Source organism: Burkholderia sp. IT-111MI5, from assembly GCF_949752865.1.
GTDB lineage: Bacteria > Pseudomonadota > Gammaproteobacteria > Burkholderiales > Burkholderiaceae > Burkholderia > Burkholderia pyrrocinia_C.
This window is the reverse complement of the sequence record NZ_CATKIF010000055.1, coordinates 130,653-148,445: the sequence shown is the minus strand read 5'-3', so window position 1 is coordinate 148,445 and position 17,793 is coordinate 130,653. Positions and strand designations below refer to the sequence as shown.

Below are 17,793 nucleotides of genomic sequence, written 5' to 3'. Positions count from 1 at the left end.
ACGGAAAACGGCGCGCAGGGCACGCCGTCCGACATCACTCGCCGCGTCGCGGCTCGAACACGAACGGCTGGGTCAGCAGGAACGGATTCGCGGTCGCGCCCGTCTGCGCGCAGGTCGCATGCGTCATCGCGTCGACGGCCGCACGATCGGCGGCCGCATTGCGGCTGCTCGTCGTCACGGTGACGTTCTGCGCTTCGCCTGACGTCGTCATCAGCGCGCGCACGAGCACGGTGGCCGGGCGCGTGAGCGGCTTCGCGGTGTCCGGATAGACGGCACGCGGAATGTGGCAGGTCAGCTTGCTTTCCTGCGACGACGACAGCATCGCGCAGCCGGAAAACAGCATCGCGACGGCGGGCAGGATCAGGTAGGTCGAGCGAATGGCCATGGTCGAATATCGTTCTTCATCACTGTTCTGGACGAACGCCGCGCACCGGAAGACATCGCTCCCGCATCACGTGCGTCGCACTGCGCCGCGGCCATCGGACCGGCGCCCCGTTACGGCCGCACGGCCGATCGATGCTCGGCCGCGATCCTGCCTGGCGGGGTGCCCGGATAGCCGGGGTGGCCCGCGCTCACGCCGGGCCCGTGCCACATGCGGACCGGCTCGCGAGCGCTTGCGCGCATTGTGCACGCGCCACGCGACCAGCGGCGCCGATTTGACAATGGTTGACGCGAATCGACGCGCTTCGGCCGGAATCCGCGCCATTCGCGAGGTAATCGAATACCTGGCCGAATTCACGCGGTTCATGCAGGGCCGATCTGCCCGACCGCTGCCCATGTCGGGCGCCACGACGCGGCAAACGCCGGAATTCCCCGTTCCGGCGGCCGCTGCGCGTGTTAATCCGAGTCGTCGTCGTCCGAGTCGTCGGCCGCATCGGCCGGCACTTCCCCGTACTTCGCGACGACGGCCGCCTTGAGCGTCTTCAGCGCCGGCTGCTGGTCGCACAGCTTGTACAGCAGGGCCAGTTGCTGCGGCCAGTCCTTCAGTTCCTTCGCAAACACATGCAGGCGCGCGACAGTATCGAGCGCGTCGGCCTCGCGGCCTGCCAGCGCCTGCAGCGCCGCATAGCGGCGCAGCACCGTCTCGCCCGGCAGCAGCGCAATCGCGCGCTCATGGGCGGCGAGCTTGGCCGGCAGGTCTTCCGGCGAAATAGTCAGCAGCGTCGCCGCGCCGTAATCGCCCCACGCGCCGAACAGCAGCGACGGCGCATCGCGATACTGCGCGGCCGGGTCGCTGCCGTAATACAGCACTTCCGCGCGCTGGTAGTCGCGCAGCACGGGCACCGCCGCCAGCACGCCGCCGAACGACAGCACCGCGAACAGCCCGAACGCCGCGCGGCCCGGCAGGATGCGCAGCGGCTTCACGTCGAGCAGCCCGATCACGAACATCGCCGGCAGCAGGAAGAACATGTACTGCTGCGGATACTCGACGAGCGCATGCATCAGCAGGATGCCGATCAGCGCGAAGCCGAACACGCGCGTGCTCGATTGCGGCGCGCGCAGCGCACGCACGAACCACATCACGAGCGTGACGGCGAGCACGCCAAGGCCGGCGAGACCCGACTTCGCGAGCAGGTCGATGAAGATGTCGTGCGAGTTGTTCGCGATCTCGACGCCGCCGAGCGTGCGCACGAGCGCAAACTGGTGCGACGGGAATTCGCCCCAGCCGACACCGAGCAGCGGATGCTCGCGGAACATCGCGAGCCCGTACTTCCACAGTGCGAGGCGCGGCGCGATCTGCCCCGCATCGCGCATCCGGTCGGCCGCCGATTCCGCGAGATTCAGGTGATAGTGCACGTTGGCCCAGCGCACCGCGACGTTCACCGCGATGAACGCAACCGCGAGCACGACCGGCATCAGCCACGCACGCGTATTGCCCGGCGCACGGCGCGATTCGAGCCACGCCATCCAGAAGCCCGCGACGACCATCACCGCGACCTGCAGCCAGGGCCCGCGCGACACCGTCAGCGCGAGACCGACCGACAGCACGATCGACAGCACGAACCACGCCCATACCGCGAGCCGGCGCGTCTGCACGAGATACAGCGCGCCCGCGAGCGCGAACGCGATGTAAGTGGCCAGATGGTTCGCCTGCGCCATGTTGCCGTATGGGCGGCGATCGACCGCGATGTTGTACATCACGACGAACGGCGATACGGCCGACTCGAGGTGAAACAACTGCACGATCTGCGTTCCGACCGCGAACACGCCGCCGACGAGCAGCGCACCGGCCATCATCCGCGAGACGACTTCGGCCAACCCGTCGCGCGCGAGCGCGTAGCCGGCCTGCATCGCGACCAGCGCGGCGGCGAGATAGCCGAGCGCCAGCCAGTTCATCGACGGCACCTTGAGCGACATCAGCGCGACCTGCGCAGTCAGCACCGCGGCGAACCCGAGCGGCACGACGAACGCGGCCGGCGCGGCAAATGGCTCGGCCGCACGGTTCGTCCGTACGAGCAGGACGACCGACAGCCCCACCAGCAGATACAGCACCAGCGCGGAAAATTCGGAATAGAAGGTCGGAATCGGATACGTGTGATTCGTGATCGCGTACGGCACGATCAGGGCGACAGCCAGCGCAACGAGCGACAACGAACGGGAAAAAGTAGAAGGCATGAGCGAACCGGATGTCAGCAACCGGCGCACTATACAAAACTTTCCCCCCTCTGTGCGGGGCCGTCGCGCGGCCACCCGACTCGGCACGACCGTCCCGGCCGGCCGAAGCGGCGGCCGGCATGCCGCGCGCGCCGCCGCCCTCCTCCTCCGCAGGCGCTACGCGCGGCACTCCGCGGGCGCATATTTCGCAGGCAGCGTCGCGGCCGTGCCCGGCAGCGGCCCGGCCCCCGGCGCCGGCAGCGACGACGCATCCTTGCCGGCGGCGAAGCACTCCCACGCAATCGCACCGGCCTGCATCGCGCCCTTTTTGAGCGCCACGCGCGCGGTGGGCGCATCGGCCTTGTCGGGCGCGGACGGCACGAGTACCAGCGTATTCGTGCCGGCCGCGGCGACGCGGGTCGTGAACGCGACCGTGATCTGGCCGGTCTCGCCGTCGATGGCAACCGATTCGACGTTGCGGGTCCCGGCCGGCGGGCTGTAGCCGCCGTCGAGGCTCGCACCGCTCGCCGCGTTGTCGGCAACCGCAAGCCGCGCGGACGACGCGAGCGCGAGCCCCTCGCCGACGCGCGAACGCGCGAGGTAATCCTGGTACGCGGGAATCGCATAGGCGGCGACGACGCCGACGATCGCCAGCACGATCATCAACTCGATCAGCGTGAAGCCGGCCGGCCGCCAGCGCGGCGACGGCCGGTTCGCGCGCCGCAGATCGGCGGCAACGCGACGGAACAGTGAAACGGAAAAGGCTTCGAACATGGCAGGCTCCGGAAACGAAAAACGCCTGCCGGTAAAGGCAGGCGTCTCGATCGTAGCCAGCGGGCTGCGAACCCGGCAGTCGGCCGGACGGCCAACGTCAGTGCGCGCCTGGTGCGCCGCGGCGGCGCCTGAGCGCGTAACCGGCCGCCACGACGAGCAGTGCGCCGGCCATGCTTGCGCCGTAGATCGCGGGTGGCGTATCGAGCACCGGCCAGCGGTCGCCAACCGGGTCGTTCACGATCAGCCCGCCCGCGATCCAGCCGAGCAGCGCGGCGCCGAGCGTGACGATGACGGGGAAGCGGTCGAGCATTTTCAGCACCAGCGTGCTGCCCCACACGATGATCGGCACGCTGACGACGAGCCCGAAGATCACGAGCGCGATCCGGTGCGACGGGTCGGCCTGCTCGGCCGCGCCGGCGATCGCGATCACGTTGTCGAGGCTCATCACCGCATCGGCGATGACGATCGTCTTCACGGCGTCCCACAGCCGGTCGGCCGGCTTGATGTGGTCGTGTGCATCGGCGGCCGGCGCCATCAGCTTGACGCCGATCCACAGCAGCAGCAGCCCGCCGCCGATCTTCAGGAACGGCACGTCGAGCAGCGCGACCGCGAACGTGATCAGCGCGACGCGCAGCAGGATCGCCCCTGCGGTGCCCCAGACGACGCCGCGCAGCCGCTGGTTCGCCGGCAGGTTGCGGCACGCGAGCGCGATCACGACCGCGTTGTCGCCGCCGAGCAGGATGTCGATGATGACGATCTGGAGAACGGCGCCCCAGTGCAGCGACGTCAGGAATTCGAGCATGGGGGGATGTGCAGAATATGGCCACCCGGCGGGCGGCCCGGTTCATCGCCGGCACATGCGCGATGCATGCCCGGTGCTTACGAATTCATTGCGCGAGCATAACAAAAAACGCCGGCAAAGCCGGCGTTTTCTGCAGGACGAACCCAGGCGGAAATATTACAGCGCTGCCTTCAGCAGGCGGCCCATTTCCGACGGGTTGCGCGTGACGGTGATGCCGCACGCTTCCATGATTTCCAGCTTCGCTTCGGCCGTATCCGCACCGCCCGAGATCAGCGCGCCGGCGTGGCCCATGCGCTTGCCCGGGGGCGCCGTGACGCCCGCGATGAAGCCGACGACCGGCTTCTTCATGTTGGCCTTGATCCATTCGGCCGCATTGGCTTCGTCCGGACCGCCGATTTCGCCGATCATCACGACCGCGTCCGTATCCGGATCGTCGTTGAACATCTTCATCACGTCGATGTGCTTCAGACCGTTGATCGGGTCGCCGCCGATGCCGACTGCCGACGACTGGCCGAGGCCGAGTGCCGTCAGTTGCGCCACGGCTTCATACGTCAGCGTGCCCGAACGCGACACGACGCCGATGCGGCCCTTGCGGTGGATGTGACCCGGCATGATGCCGATCTTCAGTTCGTCCGGCGTGATCGTGCCCGGGCAGTTCGGCCCGAGCAGCAGCGTCTTGCGGCCTTCGCGGCGCATGCGGTCCTTCACTTCGATCATGTCGCGCACGGGGATGCCTTCCGTGATGCAGATCGCGAGATCCAGATCGGCTTCGACCGCTTCCCAGATCGCAGCGGCTGCGCCTGCCGGCGGAACGTAGATGACCGACACGGTCGCGCCGGTTTCTTCCTTCGCTTCCTTGACGCTTGCGTAGATCGGAATGCCTTCGAAATCTTCGCCGGCCTTCTTCGGGTTCACGCCCGCGACGAATGCTTCGCGGCCGTTTGCATATTCACGGCAGGCGCGCGTATGGAACTGACCGGTTTTGCCGGTGATGCCCTGCGTGATGACCTTCGTGTCCTTGTTGATCAGAATCGACATGTATTTTGACCTCTGTTCGATTGGCGTCGCGTATCTGCCGCGCCGCCATGCGTATTCGATAGCGTTACTTGCCTTCGGCAGCCGTGACGACCTTCTGCGCGGCTTCTTCCATGCTGTCCGCCGAGATGATCGGCAGGCCCGAGTCGGCCAGCATCTTCTTGCCGAGGTCCTCGTTCGTGCCCTTCATGCGCACGACGAGCGGCACCTTCAGGTTCACGGCCTTCGAACCGGCGATCACGCCTTCCGCGATCACGTCGCAGCGCATGATGCCGCCGAAGATGTTCACGAGGATCGCCTTCAGGTCCGGGTTCTTCAGCATCAGCTTGAACGCTTCCGTGACCTTCTCGGTCGTCGCGCCACCGCCGACGTCCAGGAAGTTCGCCGGCTCGCCGCCGAACAGCTTGATGGTATCCATCGTCGCCATTGCCAGGCCTGCGCCGTTCACGAGACAGCCGATGTTGCCGTCGAGGGAGATGTACGCGAGGTCGAACTTCGACGCTTCGATTTCAGCCGGATCTTCTTCGTCCAGATCGCGGTACGCGACGATTTCCGGGTGGCGGAACAGCGCGTTCGAGTCGAAGTTGAACTTCGCGTCGAGTGCGATGACCTTGCCGTCGCCGGAGACGTTCAGCGGGTTGATTTCAGCCAGCGACGCGTCGGTTTCCCAGAATGCCTTGTACAGGCCTTGCAGGATCGCACGCGCTTGCGGAATCGAAGCAGCCGGCACGCCGATCTTCGCGGCGAGGTCGTCGGCTTGAGCATCGAGCAGGCCCGTCGACGGCTCGACGATGACCTTGTGGATCAGTTCCGGGTGCTTTTCGGCAACTTCTTCGATGTCCATGCCGCCTTCGCTCGAACCCATCAGAACGATCTTTTGCGACACGCGATCGACGACGAGGCTGACATACAGTTCCTGCTTGATGTCGGCGCCTTCTTCGATCATCAGACGGTTGACCTTCTGGCCTTCCGGACCGGTCTGGTGCGTGACGAGCTGCATGCCGAGGATCTGGTTCGCGTATTCGCGCACCTGCTCGATCGACTTCGCCACCTTCACGCCGCCGCCCTTGCCGCGACCACCCGCGTGGATCTGAGCCTTGACGACCCACACCGGGCCGCCGAGTTCTTCCGCCACCTTGACGGCCTCGTCAACCGAGAACGCCGGCTTGCCGCGCGGTACCGCGACTCCGAATTTCCGCAGGATTTCCTTACCCTGGTACTCGTGAATCTTCATGCGTGATTCCCTTCAGTCTGAGAGTTGGATGAAAAGTCGCTTAAGACGCTTCTTCGAATGATTTCCGTTCATTCCTTCGTGCTGCCGTCAACGGGCACATCCGGCCGACTCGCGCCATACCAGCGCGGGTAGTACTGCCGCACGACCTCGCCGTCGAACCGCAGCGCACGGCAGCGGCCGAGCTGGAAAGGCGGTTCGTCGCGCACGCCGTCGTGATCCGGCCCTTCGCCACCCTCTTCGCGCACGTTCCACACGTCACCGGCGAACGCCTGGATCGCTGCCGTCGGCAGCACGGCGCACAGTTCGGTGAGATGGGAGCAGCCTGCGACACCGGACAGCAGTCGGTTCGCATCGCGGCGGAAGTGGCGGAAGAGATTGAGCCCGATGAGGGCCCGATAGGCGGGAGGGGCGGATTGACACTGACCGGGATAGGGCACCCATTCCGAAGACGCTTCGGCGTCGACGACATTGAGTTCACGATCGATAGTCACGCGCAGCCAGAGTTCGTGGATCGGCAGGCCCTGGGGCCGGATGCCCGACGCAAGCGCGACATCGCGCGGCTTGTGGTCGGTCAGGCAGGCTTCGATGTCCCACAAGCCGTCGCCGCGCTCGTAAGCTTCCGCTCGGATTGCGCGTCGATGTCGCAACTGACGGGGCACGGGCTCGGATAGCGGCATGCTGGAGGTTGAGGCCGAAGAGGAAAACCCACGGATTTTAGCATATTGGGTATTTGAGACAGTTTGACGCGACGGCGGGTATTCCCGCCTGTCCGGGAGCGGTTGCGTTGCAGCAAAATCGCGCGCCACGCGCGCGACCGGAGCGCTCAATCGTCGATCGGGAAATCGTCGCCGACCTTCAGCAACTTCACGATGGTCGCGCTCGAGAAGCCGCGCGCAGCGAGAAAGCGCGCCTGCTTCGCACGCTCGGCCGGCGTTTGCGGCAATGCACCGAATTTCTTGCGCCAGACCGCCTGCGCGCGGGCCCATTCGGTCTCGCGCAGCTGCGCGTTCACTTCCTCGACGAGCGTGTCGCCGACCGCATGGCGCTTCAACTCGCTGACGATGCGCGCGACCCCGACGCGCGACGCACGACGATGCACGAGGCTCTCGGCGAAACGCGCGTCGGACAGCCAGCCTTCCTTCTCCAGCGCATCGAGCACCGGTTCGACGGACTCGTCTTCGCCGACATACGGCGCGAGCTTGCGCGCGAGTTCCGTGCGGCTGTATTCGCGCCTGGACAGATAGCCGAGCGCGCGGCCCTTCAACGAACGTTGCGGCTTCGACGACTTGCGTTTGCCGGCATCCGGATCGTCGCCGGAAGCAGCGCTTGAAGCAGCGCCGGACGCACGGCGCGTGCGGCGCGGATGCTGGCTGCTGCGCGTATAGACATCTTCCCTGGCAGGTGCCGACGCATCGGATGCGCGATCGCCCGGGAAGCTGACGCCGGACACACGACGGCGGGACCGGTCGTGCGCGTCGAACGATTCATCGTCATCGAACGGATCGTCCGGTGCGGCAATCTCAAACGAAACGAGGGCATCGTCAGATGCCCTCGTCGCGGTGCGGTTCGCGGCGTTGCTGCCAGCGACCCGCCGGTCGGCGCCCGAGGATCCGGCTCGCCGGCCGGAGCGACCCGCCGTTTCGGGCGCGTCGCTCTCCTCCGGCTCACCAGCCTGACCTCGGCGCCCGACCATCACTCTTCTTCGTCCATCGCCTCGGCTTCGTTGTCTACGCCATCGGGCATTGCGACGACGCCGAGCGATTCGCGGATGCGGTTCTCGATCTCGCGGGCGATTTCCGGATTCTCGCGCAGGAACTCACGCGCGTTGTCCTTGCCCTGGCCGATCTTCTCGCCGTTGTAGCTGTACCAGGCGCCTGCCTTGTCGACGATCTTCGCCTGCACGCCGAGGTCGATGATCTCGCCCTGGCGCGAGATGCCCTCGCCGTACAGGATGTCGAAGATCGCTTCGCGGAACGGCGGCGATACCTTGTTCTTGACGACCTTCACGCGGGTTTCGTTGCCGATCACCTCGTCGTTCTTCTTGATCGAGCCGATCCGGCGGATGTCGAGACGCACCGACGCATAGAACTTCAGCGCGTTGCCGCCCGTCGTGGTTTCCGGGTTGCCGAACATCACGCCGATCTTCATACGAATCTGGTTGATGAAGATCACGAGGCAGTTCGTGCGCTTGATCGTGCCGGTCAGCTTGCGCAGCGCCTGCGACATCAGGCGGGCCTGCAGGCCCGGCAGCGAATCGCCCATCTCGCCTTCGATTTCGGCCTTCGGCACGAGCGCCGCGACCGAGTCGATGACGATCATGTCGATCGAGCCCGAGCGCACCAGCGCATCGGTGATTTCCAGCGCCTGCTCGCCGGTGTCCGGCTGCGAGATCAGCAGTTCCGGCACGTTCACGCCGAGCTTCGCCGCGTACTGGACGTCGAGCGCGTGCTCGGCGTCGATGAACGCGGCCGTGCCGCCGATCTTCTGCAGTTCGGCGATCACCTGCAGCGTGAGCGTGGTTTTACCGGACGATTCCGGACCGTAGATCTCGACCACCCGGCCGCGCGGCAGGCCGCCGACGCCGAGCGCGATGTCGAGCCCCAGCGAACCCGTGGAGACGACCTGGATGTCCTCGGCCACCTCGCCGTCGCCCATCCGCATGATCGACCCTTTGCCGAACTGCTTTTCGATCTGCGCGAGTGCGGCCGCCAGCGCCTTGCTCTTCTCGGCGGTCATCCCGGAGCCCTTCTTGCTTTCTTCCATGAATCGTCCTTTGCTATGATGAGCAGCGTCTGTTAAAGGCGCGCCCGCTTTCAAGCGCCGCCCACGAATGCAGACACTGTATAAAAAAACAGTGTTTTATGCAAGCCCGCAATGCGGGCTGCGTTGTACACGAATAACTTCGGAGACAGCCGCGCCGGCGCGAACACCCTGCCGGCCATCGGTCAGCAACATGCGAATTCTCATCGCCGAAGACGACAGCATACTCGCGGACGGCCTCACCCGGTCACTCCGCCAATCGGGCTATGCGGTCGACCACGTGAAGAACGGCGTCGATGCCGATACGGCGCTGTCGATGCAGACATTCGACCTGCTGATCCTCGATCTCGGGCTGCCGAAAATGTCCGGGCTCGACGTGCTCAAGCGCCTGCGCGCCCGCAATTCCAACCTCCCCGTGCTGATCCTGACCGCCGCCGACAGCGTCGACGAGCGCGTGAAGGGCCTCGATCTCGGCGCGGACGATTACATGGCCAAGCCGTTCGCACTCAACGAACTCGAGGCGCGCGTGCGCGCACTGACCCGGCGCGGCGCGGGCGGCGGCCCGACCGTCGTGCGGCACGGCTCGCTCGCGTTCGACCAGGTCGGCCGCATCGCGTACGCGAACGATCACGTGCTCGATCTGTCCGCGCGCGAACTCGGCCTGCTCGAGGTGCTGCTGCAGCGGATCGGCCGGCTCGTATCGAAGGAGCAGCTCGTCGACCATCTGTGCGAATGGGGCGAGGAAGTCAGCAACAACGCGATCGAAGTCTACGTGCACCGGCTGCGCAAGAAGATCGAACCGAGCGGCGTCCGGATCTCGACCGTGCGCGGCCTCGGCTATTGCCTCGAAAAGGTCGCGCCCGCCGCGCCGGCCGACACCACAGCGCCCCAGCCCGCGACGGCCGGCACGCCGCTGCGCTGAAGCCGGGCGTCGCCGCGATGGCCACGCCGGCCCATTCCCGCCACCCGACCGGCGCGCCGTCGTCGGCCGCCGACGATGCGCGCGACGCGCGCTACGAGAACCCGTTCGCGCCGCCCGACGAAACCGATGCGCCCGAGGCGCCGCGCCCGCGCTCGCTGTTCGGCGAAATCCTCGACTGGATGCTCGCGCCGCTGCTGCTGCTGTGGCCGATGAGCATCGCCGTCACCTATCTCGTCGCGAAGACGATCGCGAACGGCCCGTTCGACCGCGCGCTCGAGACCAACGCATACGTGCTCGCGCGCCAGATCCACCCGGTGAACGGCGTCGCCGAGCTGACGCTGCCGGAGCAGACGCGCGACTTCCTGCGCGCGGACAACGTCGACAGCGTCTACTTCCAGGTGCTCGGCGCGCGCGGCGAGCTGGTCGCGGGCGAAGCCGACATGCCGCTGCCGCGCGACGAGGACCGCCCGCCGCCGGGCGTCGTCGTGTTTCGCGACGACCTGCTGCGCGGCAACGACGTGCGCGTCGCATATACGACGGTCGCGCTGCCGCAGGCAAGCGGCACGCAGCCGGTGCTCGTGCAGGTCGGCGAGACGCTCGACAAGCGCAACGCGCTCGCGAACGACATCATCAAGGGCGTGATCCTGCCGCAGTTCGTGATCCTGCCGCTCGCGATCCTGCTCGTCTGGTTCGGGCTGTCGCGCGGGCTCGCGCCGCTCAATGCGCTGCAGGCGCACATCCGCGCGCGGCGGCCCGACGACCTGTCGCCCGTCGAGGCGCAGCGCGCGCCGCCCGAGATCGAACCGCTCGTCACGTCGTTCAACGACCTGCTCGCGCGTCTCGAACAGAACATGGCGCTGCAAAAGCGCTTCATCGCCGACGCCGCGCACCAGATGAAGACGCCGCTCGCGGGCTTGCGCACGCAGGCCGAATTCGCGCTGCGCCACCCCGTGCCGCCCGACGTGCAGCGCTCGCTCGAGCAGATCGCGACGAGCTCCGAGCAGGCCGCGCGGCTCGTCACGCAACTGCTTGCGCTCGCGCGCGCCGAGAACCGCGCGAGCGGGCTCACGTTCGAGCCGGTCGAGATCGCCGCGCTCGCACGACGCGCGGTGCGCGACTGGGTGCAGGCCGCGCTCGCGAAGCGAATGGATCTCGGCTACGAAGGCCCGCCGGACGACGCGCCGCTCGACGTCGACGGCAACCCGGTGATGCTGCGCGAGATGCTCGGCAACCTGATCGACAACGCGATCCGCTACACGCCGGAAGGCGGCCGCATCACGGTGCGCGTGCGCGCCGATCGCGCGGCGCGACTCGCGCATCTCGAAGTCGAGGATACGGGGCCCGGCATCCCGGCCGCCGAACGCGAGCGCGTCGTCGAGCGCTTCTACCGGATCCTCGGCCGCGAAGGCGACGGCAGCGGCCTCGGGCTCGCGATCGTGCGCGAGATCGCCACGCAGCACGGCGGCACGCTGACGCTCGACGATCACGTCTACCAGCAGGCGCCCCGCCTCGCCGGCACGCTCGTGCGCGTCAGCCTGCCGCTGGCGGAAACCGCTCCGGATTAACCCTGACGCGCACCGCGGCAGCGCGTCGCGGTTGCGCCGAAACCGGCGTTTTGCCGGACGTTCGCACCACGATCGGCGCGCGAAGCATCCGGTTCGGCACGGGTTAACGCGCAGTCGTTTTGTGCGCGCGAGTCAGTGCGCCGTAAGTTTCCGTGCCAATAATCGTCGACAGGCCCGCCCACCCAAGGCGGCCGCATATCTATATCAAGGGACTTGGAGACGATTCATGGCAACGTTAGGCGGGCAAATTTCGCACGCGCCGATGACGGGCGAAGAGAAGAAGGTGATCTTCGCGTCGTCGCTCGGGACCGTGTTCGAGTGGTACGACTTTTATCTGGCCGGCTCACTCGCGGCCTACATCAGCAAGAGCTTCTTCTCCGGCGTCAATCCGACCGCCGCGTTCATCTTCACGCTGCTCGGCTTCGCGGCCGGCTTCGCGGTGCGGCCGTTCGGCGCGATCGTGTTCGGCCGGCTCGGCGACATGGTCGGACGCAAGCACACGTTCCTCGTGACGATCGTGATCATGGGCCTCTCGACGTTCGTGGTCGGCTTCCTGCCCGGCTACTCGTCGATCGGCATCGCCGCGCCCGTGATCTTCATCGCGATGCGGCTGCTGCAGGGCCTCGCGCTCGGCGGCGAGTACGGCGGTGCGGCGACCTACGTCGCCGAGCATGCGCCGTCGAACCGGCGCGGCTTCTACACCGCGTGGATCCAGACGACCGCGACGCTCGGCCTGTTCCTGTCGCTGCTCGTGATCCTCGGCGTGCGCACGTTCATCGGCGAGGAAGCGTTCGGCAACTGGGGCTGGCGCGTGCCGTTCGTCGCATCGATCGCGCTGCTCGCGGTGTCGGTGTGGATTCGGCTGCAGCTGAACGAATCGCCGGTGTTCCTGCGCATCAAGTCGGAAGGCAAGACGTCGAAGGCGCCGCTGACCGAAGCGTTCGGCCAGTGGAAGAACCTGAAGATCGTGATCCTCGCGCTCGTCGGCCTGACCGCCGGCCAGGCCGTCGTGTGGTACACGGGCCAGTTCTACGCGCTGTTCTTCCTCACGCAGACGCTGAAGGTCGACGGCGCGAGCGCGAACATCCTGATCGCGATCGCGCTCCTGATCGGCACGCCGTTCTTCCTGTTCTTCGGGTCGCTGTCGGACAAGATCGGCCGCAAGCCGATCATCCTCGCGGGCTGCCTGATCGCGGCGCTGACCTACTTCCCGCTGTTCAAGGCGCTCACGCACTACGCGAACCCGCAGCTCGAGATCGCCACGCAGAAGGCACCGATCACCGTCGTCGCCGATCCGGCCACCTGCTCGTTCCAGTTCAACCCGGTCGGCACGTCGAAGTTCACGAACTCGTGCGACATCGCGAAGAGCGCGCTCGCGAAGGCCGGCCTGAACTACGAGAACGTCGCGGCACCGGCCGGCACGATGGCCGAAATCAAGGTCGGCGATACGGTGATCCCGGCGTACGACGGCAAGGCGGCCGACGCGAAGGCGCAGGGCGCGGCGTTCGACAAGACGCTCGCATCGACGCTGAAGGGAGCCGGCTACCCGGCGAAGGCCGACCCGGCGCAGCTCAACTGGCCGATGACGATCGTGATCCTGACGATCCTCGTGATCTACGTGACGATGGTCTACGGGCCGATCGCCGCGATGCTGGTCGAGATGTTCCCGACGCGGATCCGCTATACGTCGATGTCGCTGCCCTACCACATCGGCAACGGCTGGTTCGGCGGCTTCCTGCCGGCAACCGCGTTCGCGATCGTCGCGGCGAAGGGCAACATCTACTCGGGGCTCTGGTATCCGATCATTATCGCGCTGGGCACGTTCGTGATCGGCCTGCTGTTCGTCAAGGAGACGAAGGATTCGAACATCTACGCGCAGGATTGATGTCGAAGCGCGGGCTGGCGGCGGTTGCCGGGTTTGCTCCGGTGACCGGCAACCGGCTCCGCGCCGACGCCGGCTCGGGCCGCCGGCAACTTTTTTCACCTAAGACGAAAAAAGGTGTTGACAGCCCGACGGTCGATCTCCATAATTCATTTCTTCGGCGAATTAGCTCAGTCGGTTAGAGCGACGGAATCATAATCCGCAGGTCCGGGGTTCGAGTCCCTGATTCGCCACCAAATGCAAAAGGGCCCAGCGCAAGCTGGGCCCTTTTTCTTTGCTCGGAAAAAACGCTCCGGTCGCGGTCGGCATCAACGTCATCGGCTTTGCAGCCACGACGATGCCGTAAGGCAAACCAACCGACAGCGCGTTAACGATGCCGATGAAACCGGCGCAGCCGACGACCAGGCCGCACCGCTTCCATCACGCCGCCACCGATCCCCTCTCCAGCTTCGCCGCGTGCGCAAGCACCTTCCCGCGCCAGTTCTCCCCACCCTCCAGCGCCGGTGTCGACTCGAACACCTCCGCGATCCAGTCGGCGAACACACGCACCTTCTGCGACAAATGCCGGTTGTGCGGATAGACGATCGAAATCGGCTTCGGCTTCGGATTGCAGTCCGGCAGCACCTCGACCAGCGATCCGTCGAGCAGGTTCGGCAGCACCATGAACAGCGTCGGCTGGATCATCCCGAATCCTTCGAGCCCGCACGTCACGTAGGCATCCGAATCGTTGACCGTGACCTCCCCGCTCATCCGCACCTCGACCGGCTTGCCGTCGATCATGAACACCCACGGAATCGCACGCGCGCCGTGGCTCGAACGGAAATTCACCGCATGATGTTCGGCAAGATCGGCAATCTCGTGCGGCTCGCCGTGACGCGCGATGTAATCGGGCGACGCACAGGTCACGCGTTTCAGCATCCCGATGCGCCGCGCGACCATCGACGAATCCTCGAGCGGCCCGACCCGGATCATGCAGTCGATCCCCTCCTCGACCGGATCCACGTAGCGGTCGGAAAGCCCCAGCTCGAGCGTGATGTCCGGATAACGCTGCCGGAAAATCGACAGCGACGGCAGCACGATGCGCCGCCCGAGCGAACTCGGCATATGGACGCGCAGCACGCCGCTCGGCTTGCGGTTGCCGGTCTGGAAGCTCGCGTCGGCTTCCGCGATCTCCGCGATGATCTTCATGCAATGCTCGTAGTACGCGGCACCTTCCGGCGTCAGCGACAGCCGGCGCGTCGTCCGGTGCATCAGGCGCACGCCGAGCAGCGCCTCGAGATTCTGGATGATGGTCGTCACCGACGCGCGCGGCATCGCGAGCGTGTCGGCCGCGCGCGTAAAGCTGTTCGCGTCGACCACACGGGTAAAAACTTCCATTGCCTGGATTCGGTCCATGCTGCCCCCCTTCGAATCGCCAACGGAACAGAATAGAGCCCGCGGCGGGCGCGGCACAAGCCCCCGCCTATTGTTCTCTCATCCTGAATAGTTTCGGCATTTCGCACTGGAAAGCGATCGATTTCCGTTCAGTTCCAGACGACAACCGCTCCGGCCCCGATCGCGCGCCGCGCGTTACCGCACGAACCGCTCCCGATACGCCTGCGGCGACACGCCCAGCACACGCACGAAGCTGCGCCGCAACGTCTCCTCCGAACCGAATCCGCACCGCGCGGCGATCCGCTTGACGGGCCATGTCGTTTCGCCGAGCAGGCGCTGCGCGGCCTCGACGCGGATCTGCTCGACCGCGCGCGCGGGCGTGCGGCCGGTTCCCGCGCGATAGTGGCGCACGAAGCTGCGCTCGCTCATGCGCACGCGCTCGGCCAGCGCGGGCACCGACAGGTCAGCCGCCAGGTGCTCGGCCATCCATGCATGCAGTTCGCCGAAGCGGTCGTCGGTGCGCTGCATCGACAGCATCGCGCTGAACTGCGCCTGTCCGCCCGGACGCTTCAGGAACACGACGAGTTCGCGCGCTGCGTCGAGCGCGGTCGCGCGGCCGAGATCCTCCTCGACCAGCGCTAGCGCAAGATCGATGCCGGCCGTCACGCCGGCCGACGTCCACAGCGCGCCTTCGCGGATGAAGATCGGATCGGCTTCGACGCGTACGTTCGGGTAGCGCGCCGCGAATTCGTCGCAGCGCGCCCAGTGCGTGACCGCGCGCCGCCCGTCGAGCAGGCCGGCCTCGGCGAGCAGGAACGCGCCGGTGCAGACCGACGCAACGCGCCGCGCGCGCTCCGCCTGCTGCCGCACCCAGCGCACCAGCCGGACATCCTGCGATGCCGCGTGCACGCCCTTGCCGCCGGCGACGATCACCGTATCGGGACGGCGCGCGGCCGAGCGCAGCGACTCGGCCATCACGACGAGGCCCGACGACGTCTCGACGGGCCCGGCGTCCGCCGCGACGACACGCGGCGCATACGGCGCCGGCTGCCCGCGCTCCAGCGCGAGTTCGTTGACGGACGCGAACACCTGCAGCGGCCCCGACACATCGAGCAATTGCGCGCGGGGGAACGCGAGGATCAGGATCGAACGCGGGGCGGCAGGCATGGCGATTGGCTTAAAACGTGGGCGATATGGCAATTTCGCCAAACACTACGCGCCTAGAATCGATCTGTCCATCGTGTGCCGGCAACGGCGCGCTCCTCTTTCACCCGGAGTCTTCGCATGACCCTGCATATCGGCCTTCTCGTGTTTCCCGGCGTCCAGCAACTCGATCTCACCGGCCCGCACGACGTGCTCGCGTCGCTGCCCGACGCAACCGTCCACCTGGTCTGGAAGTCGCGCGACGCCGTCGCGTCGAGCAGCGGCCTCGCGCTCGCGCCGACCTGCACGTTCGACGACTGCCCGCCGCTCGACGTGATCTGCGTCCCGGGCGGCATCGGGATCAACGACCTGCTGCTCGATGCCGAAACGATCGCGTTCGTGCAGCAGCGCGCGGCCACCGCGCGCTACGTGACGTCGGTCTGCACGGGCGCCCTGCTGCTCGGCGTGGCCGGCCTGCTGCGCGGTCGGCGTGCGACGACCCACTGGGCGTTCCACGCGCTGCTCGAACCGCTGGGTGCGGTGCCCGTGCGCGAGCGTGTCGTGCGCGACGGCAACCTGATCACGGGCGGCGGCGTGACGGCCGGCATCGACTTCGCGCTGACGATCGCCGCGGAACTGGCCGGCGATGAAGAGGCGCAGGCGATCCAGCTTCAGCTCGAATACGCGCCGGCGCCGCCGTTCGACGCCGGCTCGCCCGACACCGCGCCGGCATCGGTCGTGAAGCGCGTCACCGAGCGTTCGGCGGCCGGTTTCGCGAAACGCAAGCAGATAATCGAGCAGGCGCTGCGCGCGATGTCGCGTTGAATTCGGGTGCGGAGGAATTGACTGGAAGACGACGCGCATTCGCGCCGGAGAACACATCGATGAACATCATCCGCAGCGCCGCATTCACCGCGAACCGCCCGTGGGGCGCGCTCGACATCGCGAACCTGAACGGCATCACGGTCCGGCTGCACTGGACCGACCAGCCGTATCGATGGCATGTAAACGACGGCGACGAAGTGTTCGCGGTGCTCGACGGCCGCGTCGAGATGCGCTATCGCGTAGCGGGCATCGAGCACGCAACGGTGCTCGAAACCGGCGACGTCTTCCACGCGACGGCCGGCACCGAGCACGTCGCGCATCCGCTCGGCGAAGCGCGCATCCTCGTGATCGAGACGGAAGGCAGCGTGTGACGGCGGGCCGCCGTGCGCCGTGCCGCGCGGCGGGTTTTACCCCGAGATCGTCCCCGTGCCCTGCGACGGGATCAGTTTCGGCTGCGGCGTGCACACGCACTGGCACAGGTCGTGTTCGAGCGCGACGACCTTGCCCATCACGGTCATCGTCCGCTCGCCGCCGTCCGACACGATCACGCCCGTCGTCTTGCACGCGGCGCAGAACACGGGTGCGCCAAGATAGGCGAGTTCGCGTCCGTCGAACGACGAGTTGGCGATCCCTTCGAGCACCACGCCGCCGTGATCGGTCGTGTCGCCCTTCAGAATGAATTTGCGGCTCATGATGTCGGTTCTTCCCTCGGAAACGCCGCGCCACGCGGCAGCGAGGCTGCGCACGGGCAATCGGACACCGCCCGTCGATTGCGGGCGTCCCGCGAGGATATCACCGCCACGCGCCGCCGCACGCCGAATGCCGCCATCTGGTGCCGGGACGCCGCCGCGACGAAAACGACGCATCCGACTCGTATTGCAC

Annotated in this window: 17 protein-coding genes and 1 tRNA gene; 6 read left to right on the top strand and 12 right to left on the bottom strand. The window is 66.8% G+C overall.

Annotation, left to right across the window (positions count from 1 at the left end; genetic code table 11):
* Window positions 1–34 precede the first annotated feature (34 nt).
* The 9 genes from ACM6JT_RS27865 to recA form a co-directional block, all read right to left on the bottom strand.
* Window positions 35–385 (bottom strand): TonB family protein, encoded by a 351-nt coding sequence (locus tag ACM6JT_RS27865; RefSeq protein ID WP_034178929.1) that lies wholly within the window; start codon window positions 383–385, stop codon window positions 35–37.
* A gap of 452 nt (window positions 386–837) precedes the next feature.
* Window positions 838–2,616 carry a PglL family O-oligosaccharyltransferase gene (locus ACM6JT_RS27860; protein WP_414857699.1) on the bottom strand — a complete coding sequence of 593 codons (1,779 nt, stop codon included), beginning with the start codon at window positions 2,614–2,616 and terminating at the stop codon, window positions 838–840.
* Window positions 2,617–2,772: 156 nt separating this feature from the next.
* Window positions 2,773–3,369 (bottom strand): pilin, encoded by a 597-nt coding sequence (locus ACM6JT_RS27855; RefSeq protein ID WP_034178931.1) that lies wholly within the window; start codon window positions 3,367–3,369, stop codon window positions 2,773–2,775.
* Between the two features lie 97 nt (window positions 3,370–3,466).
* Complete coding sequence (locus ACM6JT_RS27850) at window positions 3,467–4,171, bottom strand: TerC family protein (protein WP_105390024.1); 705 nt, start codon at window positions 4,169–4,171, stop codon at window positions 3,467–3,469.
* 156 nt (window positions 4,172–4,327) lie between these two features.
* Complete coding sequence (gene sucD / locus ACM6JT_RS27845; protein ID WP_034178933.1) at window positions 4,328–5,209, bottom strand: succinate--CoA ligase subunit alpha; 882 nt, start codon at window positions 5,207–5,209, stop codon at window positions 4,328–4,330.
* A gap of 64 nt (window positions 5,210–5,273) precedes the next feature.
* A complete protein-coding gene (gene sucC, locus ACM6JT_RS27840; RefSeq protein WP_034178934.1) occupies window positions 5,274–6,440 on the bottom strand; it encodes an ADP-forming succinate--CoA ligase subunit beta in 1,167 nt (388 codons plus the stop codon).
* A gap of 68 nt (window positions 6,441–6,508) precedes the next feature.
* A complete protein-coding gene (locus tag ACM6JT_RS27835; protein WP_034178935.1) occupies window positions 6,509–7,117 on the bottom strand; it encodes a DUF2889 domain-containing protein in 609 nt (202 codons plus the stop codon).
* A 146-nt stretch (window positions 7,118–7,263) separates the two neighbouring features.
* A complete protein-coding gene (gene recX / locus ACM6JT_RS27830; protein WP_131946661.1) occupies window positions 7,264–8,133 on the bottom strand; it encodes a recombination regulator RecX in 870 nt (289 codons plus the stop codon).
* Window positions 8,133–9,203: a recombinase RecA gene (recA, locus tag ACM6JT_RS27825; RefSeq protein ID WP_034178937.1), complete on the bottom strand. Its 1,071-nt coding sequence runs from the start codon at window positions 9,201–9,203 to the stop codon at window positions 8,133–8,135. The genes recX and recA overlap by 1 nt, the downstream gene beginning before the upstream one ends.
* A 190-nt stretch (window positions 9,204–9,393) precedes the next feature.
* Here recA and ACM6JT_RS27820 point away from each other — a divergent pair, with 190 nt between their 5' ends.
* From ACM6JT_RS27820 to ACM6JT_RS27805, 4 genes are all read left to right on the top strand, one after another.
* The gene (locus ACM6JT_RS27820) at window positions 9,394–10,122 is read left to right on the top strand and encodes a response regulator transcription factor (RefSeq protein WP_034178938.1); all 729 of its coding nucleotides are present in this window, start codon (window positions 9,394–9,396) and stop codon (window positions 10,120–10,122) included.
* A gap of 17 nt (window positions 10,123–10,139) precedes the next feature.
* Complete coding sequence (locus tag ACM6JT_RS27815) at window positions 10,140–11,687, top strand: sensor histidine kinase (protein WP_034178939.1); 1,548 nt, start codon at window positions 10,140–10,142, stop codon at window positions 11,685–11,687.
* Between the two features lie 226 nt (window positions 11,688–11,913).
* Window positions 11,914–13,572 (top strand): MFS transporter, encoded by a 1,659-nt coding sequence (locus ACM6JT_RS27810; RefSeq protein ID WP_034178940.1) that lies wholly within the window; start codon window positions 11,914–11,916, stop codon window positions 13,570–13,572.
* Between the two features lie 156 nt (window positions 13,573–13,728).
* A tRNA-Met gene (locus tag ACM6JT_RS27805) sits at window positions 13,729–13,805 on the top strand.
* Window positions 13,806–13,989: 184 nt separating this feature from the next.
* On the opposite strand, the gene ACM6JT_RS27800 is transcribed toward ACM6JT_RS27805, so the two are convergent.
* Window positions 13,990–14,964: a LysR family transcriptional regulator gene (locus ACM6JT_RS27800; RefSeq protein WP_034178941.1), complete on the bottom strand. Its 975-nt coding sequence runs from the start codon at window positions 14,962–14,964 to the stop codon at window positions 13,990–13,992.
* 174 nt (window positions 14,965–15,138) lie between these two features.
* Window positions 15,139–16,110 carry a GlxA family transcriptional regulator gene (locus ACM6JT_RS27795; protein WP_105390021.1) on the bottom strand — a complete coding sequence of 324 codons (972 nt, stop codon included), beginning with the start codon at window positions 16,108–16,110 and terminating at the stop codon, window positions 15,139–15,141.
* 117 nt (window positions 16,111–16,227) lie between these two features.
* On the opposite strand from ACM6JT_RS27795, the gene ACM6JT_RS27790 reads away from it, so the two are divergent.
* Window positions 16,228–16,911: a DJ-1/PfpI family protein gene (locus ACM6JT_RS27790; RefSeq protein ID WP_105390020.1), complete on the top strand. Its 684-nt coding sequence runs from the start codon at window positions 16,228–16,230 to the stop codon at window positions 16,909–16,911.
* A gap of 59 nt (window positions 16,912–16,970) precedes the next feature.
* Window positions 16,971–17,282 (top strand): cupin domain-containing protein, encoded by a 312-nt coding sequence (locus ACM6JT_RS27785; protein WP_111016179.1) that lies wholly within the window; start codon window positions 16,971–16,973, stop codon window positions 17,280–17,282.
* Between the two features lie 36 nt (window positions 17,283–17,318).
* Here the strand turns inward: ACM6JT_RS27785 and ACM6JT_RS27780 are convergent, their stop codons facing one another.
* Entirely contained in the window at window positions 17,319–17,603 is a 285-nt protein-coding gene (locus ACM6JT_RS27780) for a PAAR domain-containing protein (RefSeq protein WP_034179418.1), read from the bottom strand.
* Window positions 17,604–17,793: the final 190 nt, after the last annotated feature.

Bases quoted from the DNA above. Each gene is read 5' to 3' on its own strand.
- ACM6JT_RS27865 (WP_034178929.1), bottom strand. From the start codon at position 385: ATGGCCATTCGCTCGACCTACCTGATCCTGCCCGCCGTCGCGATGCTG.
- ACM6JT_RS27860 (WP_414857699.1), bottom strand. From the start codon at position 2,616: ATGCCTTCTACTTTTTCCCGTTCGTTGTCGCTCGTTGCGCTGGCTGTC.
- ACM6JT_RS27855 (WP_034178931.1), bottom strand. From the start codon at position 3,369: ATGTTCGAAGCCTTTTCCGTTTCACTGTTCCGTCGCGTTGCCGCCGAT.
- ACM6JT_RS27850 (WP_105390024.1), bottom strand. From the start codon at position 4,171: ATGCTCGAATTCCTGACGTCGCTGCACTGGGGCGCCGTTCTCCAGATC.
- sucD (WP_034178933.1), bottom strand. From the start codon at position 5,209: ATGTCGATTCTGATCAACAAGGACACGAAGGTCATCACGCAGGGCATC.
- sucC (WP_034178934.1), bottom strand. From the start codon at position 6,440: ATGAAGATTCACGAGTACCAGGGTAAGGAAATCCTGCGGAAATTCGGA.
- ACM6JT_RS27835 (WP_034178935.1), bottom strand. From the start codon at position 7,117: ATGCCGCTATCCGAGCCCGTGCCCCGTCAGTTGCGACATCGACGCGCA.
- recX (WP_131946661.1), bottom strand. From the start codon at position 8,133: ATGGTCGGGCGCCGAGGTCAGGCTGGTGAGCCGGAGGAGAGCGACGCG.
- recA (WP_034178937.1), bottom strand. From the start codon at position 9,203: ATGGAAGAAAGCAAGAAGGGCTCCGGGATGACCGCCGAGAAGAGCAAG.
- ACM6JT_RS27820 (WP_034178938.1), top strand. From the start codon at position 9,394: ATGCGAATTCTCATCGCCGAAGACGACAGCATACTCGCGGACGGCCTC.
- ACM6JT_RS27815 (WP_034178939.1), top strand. From the start codon at position 10,140: ATGGCCACGCCGGCCCATTCCCGCCACCCGACCGGCGCGCCGTCGTCG.
- ACM6JT_RS27810 (WP_034178940.1), top strand. From the start codon at position 11,914: ATGGCAACGTTAGGCGGGCAAATTTCGCACGCGCCGATGACGGGCGAA.
- ACM6JT_RS27800 (WP_034178941.1), bottom strand. From the start codon at position 14,964: ATGGACCGAATCCAGGCAATGGAAGTTTTTACCCGTGTGGTCGACGCG.
- ACM6JT_RS27795 (WP_105390021.1), bottom strand. From the start codon at position 16,110: ATGCCTGCCGCCCCGCGTTCGATCCTGATCCTCGCGTTCCCCCGCGCG.
- ACM6JT_RS27790 (WP_105390020.1), top strand. From the start codon at position 16,228: ATGACCCTGCATATCGGCCTTCTCGTGTTTCCCGGCGTCCAGCAACTC.
- ACM6JT_RS27785 (WP_111016179.1), top strand. From the start codon at position 16,971: ATGAACATCATCCGCAGCGCCGCATTCACCGCGAACCGCCCGTGGGGC.
- ACM6JT_RS27780 (WP_034179418.1), bottom strand. From the start codon at position 17,603: ATGAGCCGCAAATTCATTCTGAAGGGCGACACGACCGATCACGGCGGC.